Genomic DNA, 17,765 nt, shown 5'->3' on the forward strand with positions numbered 1-17,765 from the left:
AGTCAGTTTTTCTGGCAGCTTAAATTTGACACAGCTTAATATAGTGATTCATTAAACAGGTTCAGTATGCTGCCAGAACGTTTTAGTCGTTATGGGCGTCCGTTAGTTTTCTACTAACTGAACGACGACCAGCCTGCCGCCTTCCTCCTTTGACAGAACAAACTGAGCGTTATTCGTCAGTTCAATTTTTTCCCCAATGGCAATCTGTCGTTTATCCGGTAATGACATAAGCCCATTTATGCCTTCATTTACTAACCACCACTGATCGTTATGGAAAACAAAATACCCAACTCGTTTCCTTTGCAAATCGGTTGTACGCTCATTTGGCGCAATGAGGCGATTCACATGCCACGCATAGATTGACTGCCCGCTCCACACCATCAACCGGTGGTCGTCAGGACGATAACTGCCTTCCTTTCGGGAAGAATATAAATTTAGAACCGGTAATTTACCCTTGTATGGCGTACCGCAGTAGGGACAAACCGGCTTTGTCTTACCCGAGAAAACGTACCATTTCTGTTCACACGCCTTGTTCTGGCAGGGCTGTATCAGATCGACTGTTTTAACCAGGGCGCTTTCCCACTCATCGGCGGTCGGGCGTTTAGTGGCATCGTGTAAGCCATCTATAAAGGCGCGCTCAAACAAAGGTGTCAGATAAGGGCCCATGATGGTGTAAGGAATTTTCTCCGGGTCAGCCCAGGGCAGTGAAAAGGACGATAGCTGACTGACTTTGACTGCATTGCTTTTGTCTGTCGGATGTTCAATGAAGAGTGCCTTCTCACCCATAGATAAGGTCTCATCACGTACTTCATCCGACATGTCATGTATTTTTCCGCCACGTAGCGGATGACGGAAGAACAGATACATGTAGATAAGCACCGACAGCGCATGACGGTCAGTAGTAATGCTTGGCAATACGCGGTTCGGATCCTCTTTGGAAAGATGACTGGTTTTCACCACTTCCGGAGCGATAAAATCCGGGGTGCCCACCACGTCGGGAGGATACTTTCCAGGGACAACCAGGCCGTCTACGTCAATGATGCAGGCATGTCCCATTTCTGGATCGATAAGCACGTTTTTATAGCTTAGATCGCTGTGACAGAGACCTGCCGCATGCATCCTTCTGACGGCTCTTGTCAGCAGCAGACAGACCTTGAGATAGGTAAGCGTATTGCCTCGTTCACGTGGGTCGAGAAATTTGTTCTGGTTGCTGGCGCTGGCAAACCATTTGCCTTCCTTTTCACGACCTTTTATGCCAAGAAAATCATCGTTTTTAGAGCCGTATTTAAAGAAAAAGTAGCTTTTGTAGGTTGGAACCACGATGCCGATTTTATGCCCATGCTCAACAACATGGGTCGGCCAGCAAAACAGGTCCTTCCAGTATTCACCTCCGGACTGGCCAAAAATGTTTTGCCTGTAGCGTCCGGTGATCATATCAATCCGATCCCGGGCCTGCTCGTTCTGCGGTTTATGATAAAAAGCGACGACGTATGATTTATCAGGCGAAAAGTAAACATCCTTCATCGAGCCCGAACCAATTACCTCGTCAACATACTGGACTGTTTCGCCGTCCTTTGTTTTGCACGTAACGATATTTGCCATATTGATCACCGAAAAAGCGTATCCCTTACCACAACACCGCAATAGTGCGGTCATCATGGTTCCCTGTGGAGAAAAAGTTAAGCCAGTCGCCTAACCTCTCAGGCGCAATACTGGCGTCTGTAAGGACAGGGTTGAGCTCATCAACGAGACGGGTCCATTTTTCGTCACTGCGAAGCCCATTATCCGTCTCAAACAGAGGGTCTGAGACGCCGTCTGTCATGAGGATCAAGTGAGATACATCATTCCATTTACCCACGCTGATGCGGCCGCTAAACGAGGGGTCTGCGATAATGCTCTGGTCAAGGAAACGGGTTTGTCCTGCGTATTCTCCGCTATCGGGATTTCCCAGTATCCTGACTTTACCGGAAGGGCTGTATGCACCTATCGCACCATCACCAAGCCAGAATGCAGCCGCAAACAGCTCGTTATCAGTTCGTAGCGCTACAGTTGCCAGAAGGGTTGTTGAATAGGATTTCACAGGTTGTTCTGCACAAATGGCTTCGTTCTGGATACTGTTGACCGCGAGCGTAGCTGCCTGTTTAAAATGATGAAGCATGGCGTTTATTGTTGCCTGCTGATCGCTCCCTTCCCACGCCGTGATGTGCTGCTTTAAATGGACGCCTTTCACACCACTGAGCTGATTTAAAAGGTAATCGCCAGCCGTTTTGACTGCAATCCGGGAGCCTTCCCGGGAATTTACCGCACTACCGGCTCCGTCTGCGACCAGCATGACAGACCATCCTGTTTCCTGGCAGTGGTTGATGTAGAAGTCGTCATCTCTGAAGCTTCCGGCATGCTCATGAGAGCGTCCCCGGCGACTGGCGGCAGCAATACGTATATCACCCCTGACCAGGCCAGCAGCGTCCAGATGGGACTTAGGGTAGGGAGCGTCTGCTGGTGGCTCTACCACCTTCCACAGGCTTCTCGGATCGGGATTGATTATAAATAGCTGTTTTGTTTCACATTCGTCGTGCGACGTGCATGACCAGATTACTGAAAGCTCTATATCGCCGCTTTCGGTGGGAGTACCTGTCAGCAACTCCTGTTCTTTGTCAAAAGACAGGCCAATGTTCCGGGGAAAGACAACGTCCCTGACAGTAGCCTGCTGGCCCTCACCCAGAACGATAGCAACCGGCGAAGAGAAACGTTCGCCTGCGCGGGCGTTGGGGATCGTTATTTTAGCTCTCGGGGGAACGGCAGGTGGCACAGCTAAGCTGGCCCGCTGCTGGCCTGTCGGTATCTGCCCGGGTTTTAATACCAGGGAAGACAGGTTTTCGTCTTCCCTCTGTGCTGGTTTATCAAATTCGTAATAAGGCATCAGCTTCCAGAACGGAGGATGAGGCTCATTTTCTGGCAGGGGTTGCAGTGCTGATGTATCGGTAGCGTCAATGCCCGGGTTATCAGCAACACTTACGACCGTTTGTTGCTGATCGGAAAGACTGGATGCTGACGAGGCGGCAATCTCTGCGTCGTTATCACCTTCGCTAACCCGCGCAGATAAACCCTGTGCAAGGCTCTCAATCCGCTCTTTAAGCCGCATAATTTCTTCGGTAAGGGATGGGTCCTGCGATAGAAGTAAAAGCCGCTCACCTTCAACAGGGTGGCCCAGCTCAGACAGAACTAAGCGGATAATCTTCTCTTCAAGTAAAGCATTTTGCGACATCAACCTCTCCCTCTGTTTACGTCGAAGTTAGTGTTTCCGCCATCATTGCTGAATGACAGGCCTGTTTCACACCACGGGCAGATCACGTCATCCGGGCCGTCAATACACAGCAACTTTCCGCATGAGCACAGGGCAAACGCACTGGCATTACCGCAGTGGGGGCAACCCGGTACGCCATGCAGTTCGCTGGTATTTACCTGCAAACCGGTAGCGGTGGCATCTGACCACGCAAAATAGTCCTCATCGATGGGATAGCATCCGGCAATATTAAAGCTGTTCAGGTTCAGACTGAAATCGAGCCCGGAAACCCTTGCTGGTGGCCGTTCATACTTCATCAGGTACGGACGACGGGTCTTGCTGCAACGGCCGGTAAGCGTAACGCAGTTTTCGTCGTACGCTTTTACTGGCTCGTCCTTGGCCAGCCGGACTATGTATTCAGTCTGGCTGAGCTCAGGTTGTTTGTCGTCCCCGACGCTGCGGCTGTGCGCCGTAACCGAGGCCGTGATCCATTTGATGAAGCGGGTAAAGTCCCCTTCCTGAGATTCGGTGAACAGCATGACATTCTCTGTCAGTTGCCGCAGGATATTCAGGTCCGCTGACGGCCCCAGGCCAACGGCAATGAGATTCACTTTACTCGCGTAGTGATCCTTCCAGCGCTTCACTTCTGCGGTTGTGTCGTCAGTCGGACGTCCGTCGGTAAGGAGATACACGACGGGTTTCCAGTCGCCTTTAGCCTCATGAGTGGTTTTTCTGACCTGGGTATCAATTTGCACGGTCAGCTCACGCAATGCAGCTCCAAGGCTCGTACCGCCGCCAACGGGAAGGCGGGGAGGGTAGAACGAGGCAATTTCGTGAAGAGGTACAATCGTACGGGCTACACCGGCAAATGCGATTACCGAGACCCAGGCTGTTTCAAGTGCGTGTGGATCCTTTCTTAAATCTCCGACGATCATTTGCAGACCATCAGTCATTTTTTTCAGGTTTTCACCAATCATGGACTCTGAACAGTCCAGGACAAAAAACACGGGAAGGCGTCTCATAATTTTCCTCGTACGGCTGGTACGGCCAGCAGAAAACGTTGCTGTACAGAAAGGTGCTGCCCGGAAACAGCACCTTTCTGTCTGTCAGAGCACCAGCTGGATTTCTGGTGGAGGAGGGGGAAGGGTATCAGTTCCGTTATTAATCCCCGCGCTTGTGCTGCCGGAAGACACGCTGGCCGATACCCATTTAAAGAAACCTGCAAACGCGGTTGAATCTAGCGTCTCCAGAGACACAACCTTATCGGTGAGCTGTTTTAAGTGCTCATGGCCTGCTTTAGGACCAACGGCGCAGGCAATGATGGATCCGAATCCCCGGCCGCGAATCGCTTTTACCGCTTCACCGTACGCCAGGGCATCAGAAGGGGTTCCATCAGTCATCAGGAATACCAGAGGACGCCAGTCTCCTTTGGTATCACCATCTGAGCGACGTACATCCCGTTCAACACACTGCATCAGACATTCAAGGGCAGCACCGGTGAACGTCCCGCCTGCGCTTGGCACAACGATGTCAGAAAACTGGAAGTCTTCCAGCGGCGTGAGAGGAATGAACTCACGCGCCTCATTGTCATAGGTGATAATGGAGATATGAACGCTTTCGAGGGCGTAGGGATCCTGGCGAAGAGCGCTAAGCATCGCCTGAATTCCAACGTTAACGGAATGGATTGACTCACCGCGCATCGAGCCGGATGTGTCGATAACAAGGTAAACAGGCAGGCGGCGCATCACATGTAATTCCTCAGGTGCGAGACAAACGAATCTGATTCTGAAGGCTCACCAATTGCCCTGAGTTTCCAGCCTGTAGCCTCGCGTATCAGCTCGGCAAAGACCATGGAGCGCTGGCTGGCGAAGGCGGGTCCGCCAGAAAGATCGAATCGTGCCATTTCAATATTACGGGCATCTACTGCCCGGATGAAGGCATTCTGAACTTTACCAAAGTGCTGCTGGAGCTTTTCACCATTGTAGATCTGAACGATGAACACAATTTTCTCGTACTGAGCGTCAAGGGAATTCAGGCGCACAATAATTTGCTCATCGTCACCGTCACCGGCTCCGGTTCGGTTATCGCCCGTCAGCCAGATATTGCCTGACTTATGGCGAAGGCTGTTGAAAAAGATGATATCGCCATTCACAAGCGTTGGTTTACCATTTTCCACATTGCCGAGATCGGTCACCTTTCCGGCTGAATTACACAGGAAAGCGATCACATCAAGGTCGTATTCTTCTTCTTTTTTACCAAAGATCCCGCCGAGAAAACCTTTCTTTTCCTCATTAATATCCCAACCGAGGCCGATAGTAACGGACGAGAGATCGTATTCATTTTTTTTCAGGCTTACGCCCTGGCCTTTGCTCAGACTGACAGACATGATATCCCCTTAATCAATAAAATTATAAGACCACATTTACTTCTGGCGGCGGCGGTGGCAGGTCTTCAAGACCGATCACTTCTTTTTTGCTGGACTCCACTTTCTGACTGCCTACCGAAATGCTCGCACTGACCCATTTAAAGAAAGCTTTAATCGTCGAACTGTCAGCTGTATCGAGCTGAACCACGATTTCAGTGATTTCTTTGAGGACGCTGGTATCGGCATCATGCCCGGCTGCACATGCCACAACAACGCCGGTTCTGGCCGCTTTAAAGTCATTCAGGCCTTTACGCCAGTCATCATTCGGACTTCCATCCGTCATCAGGAATACAAGGGGACGCCAGTCACCTTTAGTGTCAGCCGTCGTTTTCTGTACTTCTTTGGCAATGGAGCTGGCCGTGAGGGAAAGCGCTTCGCCAAGAGACGTGGTGCCGCTGGCTGTTAGTGCTGGCATCTGGAAACTCAGGAGGTCTGTCAGGGGGACTGCCTGTCGGGCTGAAGAATCAAAGGTGATCACTGACACGTGAGCCGTTTCGAGTGCATACGGATCCTGTTTCAGCGTGGTAAGCAGCGTCTGAACGCCATTTTTAACCGCTTCGATAGGCTCTCCGTGCATAGAGCCGGACGTGTCGAGTAGCAGATATACGGGTAAGCGTCTCAAATGTAATTCCTTCTTAAGAGATCGGAAGAGGAGAGTAGTTTCAGGAAGAGGCCAGGGTTTGTTGATTTGATAAAACGGCACGACATCTGTCGGGTGGAGATTAAATACTCAGAAGCGGCATTAAAGAAATAAGTTAACCACCATAGAATTACCGACATGTGAATGGCCTCTTATCAACAGAAAAATAATTCAGACCGGACTGGAATATAAGATTTCTGAAAAAACTCGGACAAATAAACTGTCTTATGTATGAAATTCATCATACATCACAGATCTGCATGAATGGAGTGTAAAACGCCCAAAGATTGATGTGTAGCACAAGAGGATGTCAAGACACCAGGTTTTGTAGTCAGTAAGGCGCTGCTGGCATTGCGGGAGGAGAATAGATCAAAACTACGTCACGCCAATACAGAGGTAAAATATGACAAAACCGGGGTTTTCACCCCGGTCTGAGATTTAGCGTCAGGACTTTTTAGCGCTGTATTCTTTTATCAGTTCGTCAACGGAGTGCAGAGCCAGCTTCTCTACCGCTTCACTTCGGGTCGAGCCACTCAGCGCAGCCAGACGGTCAATTTTTCTTAAGATCCGCATGCGTAGCGATAAGGACACGGCTGTTTTTTTATCCTTATCGAGTACGACCTTCCCTGTAGACTCACCGGTTTTCAGTTCAGCATTCTGTGCGAGCGCTTCATTCATCCGGCGAAGGGTCTTTTTATCCAGCTGGCCCGGATTAACGAGATGGTAGGAATGACCTGCCTTGCTGTATTTGATCTCCGCAGAATATGACTCGCGTAGCTCTTTGAGGGCCCGGGTTAATGTCGGCTCTGAGCATTCCAGACTGGTTATAATGTCGGCAGCGGAAACGGGCTTGCCGGTGCCCAGTAAGTTGGCAAGCTTAAAAATCCGGGCCTGTCTGGTATTTAATTGCATCGTAAGATTTAGCCTGCTTAAAGGGTTAGTGGTTCAATAGGCTGAAAAATGAAGGTACTGCTCATCTTTCGAATAACCGGGTGATCGCCTAACGCTTCAACCGGATCAATGTGTTCTATGCCTGCAAAATTTACTGACGACATCTGGCTGCGAGTGCATTTGCAGGACAGGATATACTCATCCTCCAGATAGCCGGTCCGCTTACTGACCCGTTGCGTAAAGCCTGACACAATCACGTTGTCGAAAGGTAGCGTATGTAAAACGATACCGACCAGGCGGAACAAGCAGCCATGGACGTGGCGGGCATAGTTTTCGCGTACGGCTTTTTGCGTCATGGCTTTTTCCGTCAGCTCCGTGCCCCGGGCATTAACGCCGTAAATCTTATCAGGGAAATCTTCAATCTCAGCTAAATCAACGTCCAGCAGGACTGCTGATAGCTCCGGCTTTACTTCAAATGCAACAATCGTTTCACGCGGCCATTCAGTTTCTGCCAGCACACCCGCCAGGTATGATTCGAAAAACGCGGCGTCTGTCCGGAACTGCTGCCGGGCATCTGCCTGAGCCGTGGCGAGCCGTTTTTCATGTTCTTCTGCTTCAAACTTCCAGTTTGCATACTGTTCGGCCCAGGCCGTCCGTTGTTGCTGGTACCGGTGCTGTCGAAGGGTATTCTCACGCTCCACATCAATCAGCTCCTGCTGCCACCGGCGAAGATTTTCGGCGTGGCGCTCAGCTTTAGCTGATTCCGATTCAAACCATTTACCCAGAAAACTAATGCCTTCGCTCTCGGCAGGCTTTTCCGGCAATGCAAGGTAGTCTGGCTTTTCTGGACGCACCGGTGCCGGAACCTGAAAAGGCGACGTTCTGTTATGCAGGTATACTGCTTCCAGCTCTGCCCAGCTGATGCCTGTTTTTGGATCCGGCGTCAGCTCGTGAATATTACGGATTGCGGTTACCGCTGACATGAGTTCAGCGGCTTCCTGCTCAAGCGCCTGTCTGAGCCCCGGGTCGGTTGCCGTCCGGTTTCCACCTCCGGAACGCGCGGCCCGGTCAAGCCGGGTACGGTAACTCAGCCCGGTACCGGGCAAGCCCAGATTGGCATAGGTCCCCCGGCTACCAAAAGAAACGGAAGCACCTCTCGGCCCGACACTCAGGCTCGGTGCACCGTTACTCAGGTTGAGGCGAACGCCAGGAATAATGTTGATCGACTTTCTGAACCTGAACCCCATTATGATTTCCTTAATGATGCTGGGTCACGGTAAGTAATCTGATTCCATCAGCGCTTTGCTCGTTCTGTAACCCATAAAAACGAGCTCTGTCCAGAATGCCAGCCGCCCAGCGGCGATGTGTGGCGGGTTCACACATTGCTCCCTGCGACTTAAACACGGCCTGGGTAGAGTTCAGGATCCGCAGAGCGTCAGAATACTCACCCTGAGTGACCATCAGCGCGTTTTGAATGACCTCTATCTGACCCGGGTGAATGGCCGTTTTCCCAACAAGCCCATGTGCCATATCAAGAGCCAGCTCTCTGGCCATAACGGCATGATCGTCAATATGCTCACATACGGGCGCGGTCAGGGCAAAATCACGCGGGCCGAAGACTGAAACGAGCATTTTGATGACGTAGCCCATCGGGCTGTCATACAGCGTCAGGTCCCGGGGGCGGCGAAGCGACACAACGTTCATAAGATCGTTGCCGCCGATTCGAAGCGCAATAATGCGGTCGTGGCAGGGATGTTCCACCAGGCGAGTGGCCAGCTCGCGCATCTGAACCACGTCAAAGACGTCTTCTGTTTCCAGCGTTGGCATCATGCACAGGTGAGTCCCGCCCATGATATCCCACCATTCAGCTAACGAACTGAGGGTAAATTTCGGCAACACAAACCCATCGACAGCGGAAAGATCATAATGCGCTTTTAACCATCTGCCCATTTCGGCATGCCGAGGGCGAATGAACACCAGAGGCCAGTCATTTTTACCCAGGCTACGCATGCTGTTACTGAGCTCGTGCAGCAGGTGCTCCAGATTTTTGAGGGCGATGGGGATGTCTGCTTCACTGACAGCATCCTCCAGGCAAATCACCAGAGAGCGCAAACCCGGGATTTTCCCGTGCAGGACGGCATCAGCAATATCTTCCCGTGTTGCAGGCATGTATAGCGTGGCTCCCAGATTCCAGGGAGAAAGACGATTTTTCATCAGAGTACCTTCTTGATAATGGTTACAGCCCGATACTGGCCGAGGGTTCCCCCCATTTCTGTAACAACTATTCCCTTTTCACGAGCAAGCCCTACAAGCAAGGCAACGTCCGGGTCGTCAATAGAACGCACAAATACATGGTCCGGTACCCGACGTAATACAGCCCGGGTTGCTTCAGCAATACCGGGTTTAATACGATTGACGCTGTCCACTTTAAATTCATCGGCCAGGAACGCGATAACGTCGCGACTTGTCTGCCATAAGACCCGGGCTGACTCCATATTCCAGCTCAGGGTAGCGAGGGATGACGGGGTTAACTTCTTACGGAAATGGGCGACGGTATCGACAAGCATCCGGCTGCATTCGAATTCACTGAGATGCTCGCAAACCATGCACCCATGTAATCCTTCAGAGGACCATACTGACCGGGAGATCAGGCCTGATACCGGCGCACCCATGATGCCAAAAGGAATGAGCCAGTCATCATCACTGGCTGCAAGCCAGGAGCAGCCACAGGGATCGGCCAGGACAACCAGTCGCGGCTGCTCAGGATAGCCCGGGCGATCTTTCAGTGCGCGTACAAGCTCTCCGGTAATTGCGCCTTTACCTGTCCATCCGTCAACAAAGACAATACCGCTGGTACCATGGCGCTCTTCAATGACGTCGAGGGCTGCACCGTCAATTCCACGATCCCGGATAATGCTGATACCGTAATGCCATGAGGTTTTCCCCATGTCACGCAGGGCCTGGTGCAGCATAACGCCGAGCGGCACGCCAGCTCTGACGAGACTGGCCAGTACAATGGGCTCATCACCGAAGCGTTCGGCCAGAGCAATAGCGAGCTGTGTGACTTCTTTTGCAAGTCTCTCTGCGCCCCGATCCAGCGCCCGGTGAAACAAATCAAGATGCCATTGTGTTGGCGCTGGCTCCTGACTGAGCATGTCCGAATAATGTTTCTTCCCTGACTGAATCAGCTCTTCTTTTTGCTCAACCGGCGTCATCTCAATGACTACCGGCTTTAGCAGAAATTCCACGTCACCGGGCTGGTATGAGCCGGTAAATGTGTCATGTGGCTGCATTTTAATTTTCTCCAAAAATTCGCTGTGAAATGGCATCTGCAAACTGACTCTGACGCGGGATGCCAAACCAGCTGCACAGTTTCATAAAACGATGATCGCTCAGGCTGTCGCCCAGACCAATTACGGGGAAGACTCCGCGTTCAGCCCGAAGTTTTTCAAGAAGCCATCTGACTGCCAGCCCTTTCTCAACCGCGGTGGGAAGCCAGGCCACGTTATTACTGTTGCGGTGGATGTAGAAGCCCTCGGTCGGAAACACCGTTTCTATCTCATCTGCAATGGCATTGAGCTCGTCAAGGCGGGTGCTGTCGCGGTGCTTCATCACCATATAAACCGCCGTTTCACCGTATTCGAAGTTCAGCCTTGCCCAGGCATTGATCCCTTTTGCGTCCATCATTTCAGTGATCAGACGCTGCATCGATGTCAGCTTTTCCTGATAGGGAGCCAGCTGGCCGAGCATATGGGCCTTCCACTCCTCGTCGGGTTTGCCTTCTGGCGTGAGAATGACGGCCCCGTGAGTGGTGATTGCCCAGGAGTGGAAAGGGATCCGTACGCGGCTGATTTCTTCAGTTCCCCGTGCGGTAACGGGTATGAGTTCAGCCTGCTCCAGGAGCCAGTCCACCAACATGGACTGTTCTTCCGTCATAAAGCTTCGTGGATTCAGGGTGCGATCAACGGCACCGGTACGGAATGGCTCCAGGGCCAGCTCGTCCACCATTTTACGACGGGTCTGAAAGAGCGTGTCGTCAAGGTCGCTCAGAACAACGGGTTTATTCATAGGTAACAATCTCCACGACGGCCGCAACCTCAGCCAGCGCTTTAAGAAGCTGCGTGTCAATACTTTCTGCGGGTGTCTCAGTACACACAAGAATGCGGTCAAACTGCTGGTGGGCGACGTTATAGACAAAATTGGGGATGCCCAGCCCGTAGTTATCCGTAAAGGAAATGGCGGACTCAATGGCATAACCAACGGCGATAGGGGAGCGGGTGGTCGATCCATAAAATGCCTGTGCTCCGGCAGCTTCGAGCCGTTCAGCAAGCAGGAACGGCTCCCAGACGAATTCCCCGGTCCCGAGAACCAGAATACGTTCCCCCTTGTGGACGGAGACCTCATGGCCGAGATCGGCCGCAGGTGCGAGCATCCCCAGTCGGCCCCAGGACTGTTTTCCCTGGATGTCCCATTCTCCTCGTGAAGTTACGTTGACTTTCGGCATGTCCGGGACAGGTGCATCAGGTAATGGGGTCCATCCCCACTTACCGCTTACAAGAGAAACCGAAGTGACTGGTAAGGTGCTGCGCTCGGACAAGGCTTTGCCACTCCAGTCGGTAAGCGTAACGGCTATAACCTGTTCAATATGTTGAAGCTTGCCGGTATTACGCAGGGCTGAAAGCAGGTTAATAAAGGTATTACCGGTGGTTGCCTCGTCATCAATCAAAACCAGCGTTCGTGCGTTGGTAACACGACGTCTTTTCTCTTCATCATCTGGCAGATAGATCAGATGATCGGTGGCGTGGCTGTGTTCTTCCTTGAACTCGCAAAGCAACGTGCCATCAACCGGGTGACGGGTAGAGGTCAGATAGACAGATTCAGGATGCTGGTGGCGCACTTCATCAAATACACCGGCCCCAAGCCCAACGGCGGTTTCAGCCATACCGATAAACAGTACGGGTCCTGTCAGTGTCGAGGGGAACTGGCTGGCAAGCTGTCTGTAGGCCTGCCGCATGACTGAGGGTGGCACGGGAATGTGCCTGCCGAGTACTTTGCTGACAAACAGAAAGGCGCGTTTCGGGTTACGTCTTTCAGCGATGTCAAACAGGTCATCGAGCGAAACTTCACCCTGGTCGCGGGTTACCTGAATCGTACCGCATGAGAGGGTACGGCGATAAATCATATCTTCGAGGATATCAGACATAAATACGCCTTAATTCAGAAGGTTAGAGAGTGATTCCGGGTATGCAATTACATCCGTAATGGATCTCACCGCAACCGGAGAAAAGGTGTTTTTAGCGCTCTGGCGCACCATATCTTCAGACATCAGACCGAGCTTAAAGGCAGCAAATAACCCAGGAAGGTTCACCCCGCTGTGAAGGGTATAACCCACCCCCCCTGACGGACGCATGTTGGTTTCAAGCAGCACCGGGTTGCCATTCACATCGTTTCGCGTCTGAACATTCACCAGCCCGTCGGCCTTCATAACCCTGGCGCAGTCACACGCCAGTTCCCAGGCGCTTCCTTCGTTTACCAGATACTGGATAACCCCTTCCTTACGGCGTCCCACGGCTGCGAGTATTTCGCCCTTATCCGCGAGGATATCGACGGAAAATTCCGGGCCTGGCAGGTACGGCATCAAAACAAGGGGTTTAAACGACTCAGCAGCTGATGCTGCTGCAATATACTGTTGCGGACTGACCAGACGATGTTCGGGATGATTAAAGACGGCCATAGGCGAAGCACTGTCATCAAAGCGCCAGAATCCCATGCCATAGATACCCGTCACCGGCTTCACGCATACCGGGCTGTCAGTGAACGGCGGGGCCGCGAGGTGTGTTTTTAATTCTGCCAGCGTATTCACCCGCCAGGATGGTACGACCGGGAGACCCTTTTGCTCCATAAACTGAGCAAAAGTAACTTTTTCGTCAGCCAGAGTTAACCAGTCGACGCCCGTTGCACCGGTAGTAAGGGTGGCACCGGTCGATTCAATGGCTGAACGGTGTTCTTCAAACCACTGGCTGTTACGGCCAGTATGAATATGGTGGATGCCGTAGGACTGAATGGTTTCCTGGATAAACTGAAGACGTTTTTGAGGATCTTCAGGTTCAGTCAAAGAATAGTCGGCAACGGAAAGGATTTCATTTCTTTCGTTACGGTGGGAGGCAAAAACGGTAATGGCAAAATTATTTTTTTTTGCAAATGATTTTACCCCCTGAATAATATCTCGCTGGGAGGATAAACCTTCCATAAACCAAATTTTCTTGTTCATTTTTTTTAATTATCCGGAACGCCATGCAAATTTATGATTGAGAAGTGAGTCTATGAGTGTCTAAGCTACATGTCAATCATAATATGATTAATAACTCCTGTGGTTATGGAGTGCGTCAGGTTTTTTGGATTCCTGATAACACATTGATATTTAAATTAAACTTAGAAAATTAACACCCTGAAAAGGATTTCTTTTTGTGTTTTTACAGAAAACTACCAAAATTTCCCTTGTCAGAGAACTTCATCATGATATGATTTTCTTCGTCAGTTACTAAATATACCTTTGATTGTCTCGGTCATTACCATTTTAAGGAATAAAACATGGTTTCATTAGTTAAGAACCAGACGGTATCACTCAGCAAAGAATCATCTGCATTAAGCCAGCTTCATTTCGGTCTCGGTTGGGATCCGGTTAAGAAAAAAGGTCTTCTTGGAGGATTGTTTGGAGGCAACGACTCAATCGATCTCGATGCTGGCTGCGTATTAATGGACAGCACCGGTAAAACAATTGACACCATCTGGTTCCGCAAACTGGAATCCACCTGCGGCGCTGTTGTGCACAGTGGCGATAACCTGACCGGTGAAGGTGACGGTGACGATGAGGTGATTAATGTCAACCTCTCCCGACTGCCTGCAAACGTTGAATACCTGGCGTTTACGGTAAACAGCTTCCGTGGTCAGTCGTTCAATGACGTCGAAAACGCGTTCTGCCGCGTTGTCGATCAAACCGGCAAAGAGCTGGCTCGCTACAAGCTGACTGAGCAGGGCTCACATACCGGGATCGTTATTTCTTCGCTGCGCCGTAATAACGGCAACTGGGACTTTACCGCCCTTGGCCATGCCTGTCGCGGCCGCACAATTGACGATATGCACTCCGATATCGTTTCAGCGGTTATTCGCTAATGAACCTGACGCCGGGGGGCAATGCCCCCGTTCCAGCCCAGGAGTTGCGGGTCCGGATCACCTCGGGCGGCCAGGTGGATGCTTCGGCGTTTCGCCTGTATGCCGACGGGAAGGTGCAGGGTGATGCGGACATGGTGTTTTATGGTCAGCCACGTAACGATGATGGTACCGTCAGCCTGGTCAGTGAAGGCCAGTACTCAACCTTTACTGTCGCGCTCAACCGGCTGAAACCTGATGTCCAGAAAATTGCGTTCACCGTGACCTGTGACGGTGGGCAGACGGTGTCCGGTCTTCGTAATCTTTCCATCGACGTGGAGCAAGGGGCTACCGGCCTGGTTAGCGGCAGTGTCGAACTGAGCGGCCGTCAGGAAGCAGCCTTAATTCTGGGTGAATTTTACCGTCGTAATAATGACTGGAAATTCCGCTTCGTTGCGCAGGGGTTCAACGGTGGACTTAAACCGCTGGCAGAGCATTTCGGCGTAAATATTGCCGACGAACCGGCTCCCGCAGCCCCGACTCCTCCGGTTGTAACCCCTCCGCCAGTTGAGACAAAAATCAGCCTGAGCAAGGTATCGCTGACAAAAGAGAAGCCTGCAATCAGCCTGACCAAACGGGATAACTTCGGTGAAATCCGGATCAACCTGAACTGGCACCGGGGCAGCGGCAAATCAGGCTTTGCAGGCATGTTCGGCTCCAAAGGAATCGACCTGGATCTGGGGGCCTTTGTTGAGCTTCAGGACGGGTATAAATCGGTCATTCAGGCGCTCGGTAATGCATTCGGTGATTATCGCGATGAACCGTATGTTCAGCTCAAGGGCGATGACCGGACGGGTGATGTATCAGACGGCGAGTGGCTGCATATCAATGGACGTGAATGGAAGCATATCCGCGAAGTGCTGATTTACGCCTTTATTTATGAAGGTGTTCCCAGCTGGGACAAGACTGATGGTGTGGTCACCATTCATGTGCCGGATCAACCGCCCATTGAGACCCGCCTGACCGAAGGTGAAAACCGTCGCACATTGTGCGCCATTGCCAGACTCGTAAACGAAAACGGCGCAATTAAAGTCGAGCGAATTAACCAGTACTTCAAAGGCCAGGACGAAATGGACCGGGCATTTGGCTGGGGATTTCGCTGGAGCGCCGGTTCTAAATAACACAGCAACAAAGGAAACAGGTATGAGCTTTTTCGACAAAGTTAAAGGTGCCATTAACTCAGGCCGTGACGAACTGACCCGCCAGGTTGGCCGTTTCAAAAACAAAAAATTCATGCAGGGCACCGTTGCTGTATGTGCCCGTATTGCCGTATCGAGTGACGGCGTAAGTTCGGAAGAAAAGCAGAAAATGATGGGCTTTCTGCGCTCTTCAGAAGAGCTGAAGGTCTTCGATACCAATGAGGTGATTGAGTTCTTCAATAAACTGGTTTCAAGCTTCGATTTCGATGTTGAAATCGGCAAGGGCGAAACCATGAAATACATCCTGGCGCTGAAAGATCAGCCTGAGGCCGCTCAGCTGGCCTTACGTGTTGGTATTGCCGTTGCGAAAAGTGACGGTAACTTCGATCAGGACGAGAAACTGGCCTCCCGCGAGATCGCTATCGCGTTGGGCTTCGACCCGGCTGAATTTGGCCTCTGATCCACATCCCTAAGGGTAAAATATGGTTTCCACACACATCGGCTTCCCGACTGAAACGGTCATTGTTTTTATTGCGCTTTCAGTCGGTGCCATCTTTATTGACCTGTTTATGCACCGTGATGACAAGCCTATTTCGCTGAAGAGTGCGGCGCTCTGGTCCGTATTCTGGGTTGTGGTTGCGATGGCATTTGCCGGTTTCCTCTATATCCACCACGGTGCTGAGGTTGCCAGTCTGTTTGTCACGGGTTATGCGCTGGAGAAAGTGCTGTCGGTCGATAACCTGTTCGTCATGATGGCCATCTTCTCCTGGTTCGCCGTTCCGGATCGTTATCGCCACCGTGTTCTCTACTGGGGGATCATTGGTGCCATTGTCTTCAGGGGCATCTTTGTCGCCATCGGTACGAGCCTGCTGAGTCTGGGGCCGTATGTTGAAGTTGTCTTCGCTATTATCGTTGCCTGGACAGCGGTCATGATGCTTAAAAGCGGTGATGACGATGATGAAATTGAGGATTACTCCCAGCATCTGGCTTACCGCATGGTTAAACGCTTCTTCCCTATCTGGCCGAAGCTCAGAGGGCATGCCTTCCTGCTTAACCAGAAGGAAGTGGATGCTGAACTGGCGAAACCAGAAAACAGCGATGTCACCATTGGCCGTGGTAAAAAAGCGGCGCTGTATGCGACCCCGCTGTTCCTGTGTGTGGCTGTGGTTGAACTCTCGGACGTAATGTTCGCGTTTGACTCGGTACCGGCAATCATTGCCGTCAGTCGTGAACCGCTTATCGTCTATAGTGCCATGATGTTTGCTATCCTGGGCCTGCGTACTCTGTACTTTGTCCTTGAGGCACTGAAACAGTACCTGGTTCATCTGGAGAAGGCCGTTATCGTGCTGCTGTTCTTCATCGCGGCAAAACTCGGCCTGAATGCGACCGATCACATCTGGCATCATGGTTACAGCATCGCGGCAACAACCAGCCTGTATGTTGTACTGGGTGTACTGGCGCTGGGCATTCTCGCAAGCGTCATGTTCCCGGGCAAACCTGAATCTGAGGAAAAGGGGAGTTAATCCCCTTAAGTGTTAACCTGAACAATTACTAATCGAAGAGGTTATTTTATGAGTGTTTCTCTTTCCAAAGGCGGGAACGTCTCCCTAAGTAAAGCAGCTCCGTCAATGAAAAACGTCCTGGTGGGCCTTGGCTGGGATGCGCGTTCAACAGACGGTCAGGACTTTGACCTGGATGCTTCAGCATTCCTGCTGGCCTCAAACGGCAAAGTGCGCGGCGATTCAGATTTCATCTTCTATAACAACCTGACGTCATCCGACGGTTCCGTAACGCACACCGGCGATAACCGCACCGGTGAGGGCGATGGTGATGATGAATCGCTGAAAATTAAACTGGACGCCGTCCCGTCTGAAGTTGACAAGATCATCTTCGTTGTGACCATCCACGATGCTCAGGCTCGTCGCCAGAGCTTTGGTCAGGTATCCGGTGCGTTTATTCGTCTGGTTAATGACGATAACCAGACTGAAGTTGCTCGCTACGATCTGACCGAAGATGCGTCCACTGAGACTGCCATGCTGTTCGGCGAGCTGTATCGCCACAATGGTGAGTGGAAATTCCGCGCAGTAGGTCAGGGTTATGCTGGTGGTCTGGCATCTGTATGTGCTCAGTACGGCATTAACGCGTCCTGATCAAAAAGTAACTTTTCTACCCGGGGCT

General features: G+C 51.4%; 18 protein-coding genes. 5 read left to right on the plus strand and 13 right to left on the minus strand.

Annotation, left to right across the window (positions count from 1 at the left end):
• Positions 1-102 precede the first annotated feature (102 nt).
• The 13 genes from O1722_RS24370 to O1722_RS24430 all read right to left on the minus strand — a co-directional run bounded on the left by O1722_RS24370 (position 103) and on the right by O1722_RS24430 (position 13,510).
• Positions 103-1,602 carry a helix-hairpin-helix domain-containing protein gene (locus O1722_RS24370; protein WP_001284318.1) on the minus strand — a complete coding sequence of 500 codons (1,500 nt, stop codon included), beginning with the start codon at positions 1,600-1,602 and terminating at the stop codon, positions 103-105.
• A gap of 25 nt (positions 1,603-1,627) precedes the next feature.
• Entirely contained in the window at positions 1,628-3,265 is a 1,638-nt protein-coding gene (locus tag O1722_RS24375) for a PP2C family serine/threonine-protein phosphatase (RefSeq protein WP_000081059.1), read from the minus strand.
• Positions 3,265-4,305, minus strand: coding sequence for a TerY-C metal binding domain-containing protein (locus O1722_RS24380; protein WP_001253656.1), 1,041 nt, complete (start codon positions 4,303-4,305; stop codon positions 3,265-3,267). The genes O1722_RS24375 and O1722_RS24380 overlap by 1 nt, the downstream gene beginning before the upstream one ends.
• Before the next feature lie 84 nt (positions 4,306-4,389).
• A complete protein-coding gene (locus O1722_RS24385) occupies positions 4,390-5,028 on the minus strand; it encodes a vWA domain-containing protein (protein ID WP_001253658.1) in 639 nt (212 codons plus the stop codon).
• Positions 5,028-5,669 (minus strand): TerD family protein, encoded by a 642-nt coding sequence (locus O1722_RS24390; protein WP_000116681.1) that lies wholly within the window; start codon positions 5,667-5,669, stop codon positions 5,028-5,030. The genes O1722_RS24385 and O1722_RS24390 overlap by 1 nt, the downstream gene beginning before the upstream one ends.
• Before the next feature lie 22 nt (positions 5,670-5,691).
• Entirely contained in the window at positions 5,692-6,330 is a 639-nt protein-coding gene (locus O1722_RS24395) for a vWA domain-containing protein (RefSeq protein ID WP_001253657.1), read from the minus strand.
• A 462-nt stretch (positions 6,331-6,792) separates the two neighbouring features.
• Positions 6,793-7,260 (minus strand): tellurium resistance protein TerW, encoded by a 468-nt coding sequence (terW, locus tag O1722_RS24400; RefSeq protein ID WP_001176767.1) that lies wholly within the window; start codon positions 7,258-7,260, stop codon positions 6,793-6,795.
• Between the two features lie 17 nt (positions 7,261-7,277).
• Positions 7,278-8,486 carry a DUF4236 domain-containing protein gene (locus O1722_RS24405; protein WP_011152964.1) on the minus strand — a complete coding sequence of 403 codons (1,209 nt, stop codon included), beginning with the start codon at positions 8,484-8,486 and terminating at the stop codon, positions 7,278-7,280.
• 10 nt (positions 8,487-8,496) lie between these two features.
• Complete coding sequence (locus O1722_RS24410; protein WP_011152965.1) at positions 8,497-9,453, minus strand: HpcH/HpaI aldolase/citrate lyase family protein; 957 nt, start codon at positions 9,451-9,453, stop codon at positions 8,497-8,499.
• Positions 9,453-10,532 (minus strand): cysteine protease StiP family protein, encoded by a 1,080-nt coding sequence (locus tag O1722_RS24415; protein ID WP_001585166.1) that lies wholly within the window; start codon positions 10,530-10,532, stop codon positions 9,453-9,455. The genes O1722_RS24410 and O1722_RS24415 overlap by 1 nt, the downstream gene beginning before the upstream one ends.
• Before the next feature lies 1 nt (position 10,533).
• Positions 10,534-11,307, minus strand: coding sequence for an HAD family hydrolase (locus O1722_RS24420; RefSeq protein WP_001040058.1), 774 nt, complete (start codon positions 11,305-11,307; stop codon positions 10,534-10,536).
• Positions 11,300-12,442 (minus strand): phosphoribosyltransferase domain-containing protein, encoded by a 1,143-nt coding sequence (locus O1722_RS24425; RefSeq protein ID WP_001280115.1) that lies wholly within the window; start codon positions 12,440-12,442, stop codon positions 11,300-11,302. Before O1722_RS24425 ends, O1722_RS24420 begins: the two co-directional genes overlap by 8 nt.
• A 9-nt stretch (positions 12,443-12,451) precedes the next feature.
• Positions 12,452-13,510 carry an ATP-grasp domain-containing protein gene (locus O1722_RS24430; RefSeq protein ID WP_012695441.1) on the minus strand — a complete coding sequence of 353 codons (1,059 nt, stop codon included), beginning with the start codon at positions 13,508-13,510 and terminating at the stop codon, positions 12,452-12,454.
• Between the two features lie 320 nt (positions 13,511-13,830).
• Here O1722_RS24430 and O1722_RS24435 point away from each other — a divergent pair, with 320 nt between their 5' ends.
• Genes O1722_RS24435 through terD form a run of 5 tightly spaced genes read left to right on the plus strand, consistent with a single transcriptional unit; the run spans position 13,831 to position 17,737 of the window.
• On the plus strand, positions 13,831-14,412 hold the full coding sequence (locus O1722_RS24435; RefSeq protein ID WP_000254137.1) for a tellurium resistance-associated protein TerZ: 582 nt from the start codon (positions 13,831-13,833) through the stop codon (positions 14,410-14,412).
• Complete coding sequence (locus O1722_RS24440; RefSeq protein ID WP_001054786.1) at positions 14,412-15,569, plus strand: TerD family protein; 1,158 nt, start codon at positions 14,412-14,414, stop codon at positions 15,567-15,569. The genes O1722_RS24435 and O1722_RS24440 overlap by 1 nt, the downstream gene beginning before the upstream one ends.
• 22 nt (positions 15,570-15,591) lie before the next feature.
• Positions 15,592-16,047 (plus strand): tellurite resistance TerB family protein, encoded by a 456-nt coding sequence (locus tag O1722_RS24445; RefSeq protein WP_000007449.1) that lies wholly within the window; start codon positions 15,592-15,594, stop codon positions 16,045-16,047.
• A gap of 22 nt (positions 16,048-16,069) precedes the next feature.
• Positions 16,070-17,110 (plus strand): tellurium resistance membrane protein TerC, encoded by a 1,041-nt coding sequence (terC, locus tag O1722_RS24450; RefSeq protein ID WP_000255079.1) that lies wholly within the window; start codon positions 16,070-16,072, stop codon positions 17,108-17,110.
• A gap of 48 nt (positions 17,111-17,158) precedes the next feature.
• Positions 17,159-17,737, plus strand: a complete 579-nt coding sequence (gene terD / locus O1722_RS24455) for a tellurium resistance membrane protein TerD (RefSeq protein ID WP_000116680.1) — start codon at positions 17,159-17,161, stop codon at positions 17,735-17,737.
• Positions 17,738-17,765: the final 28 nt, after the last annotated feature.

This window comes from Enterobacter cloacae complex sp. HYC003_NIDB, assembly GCF_056673375.1.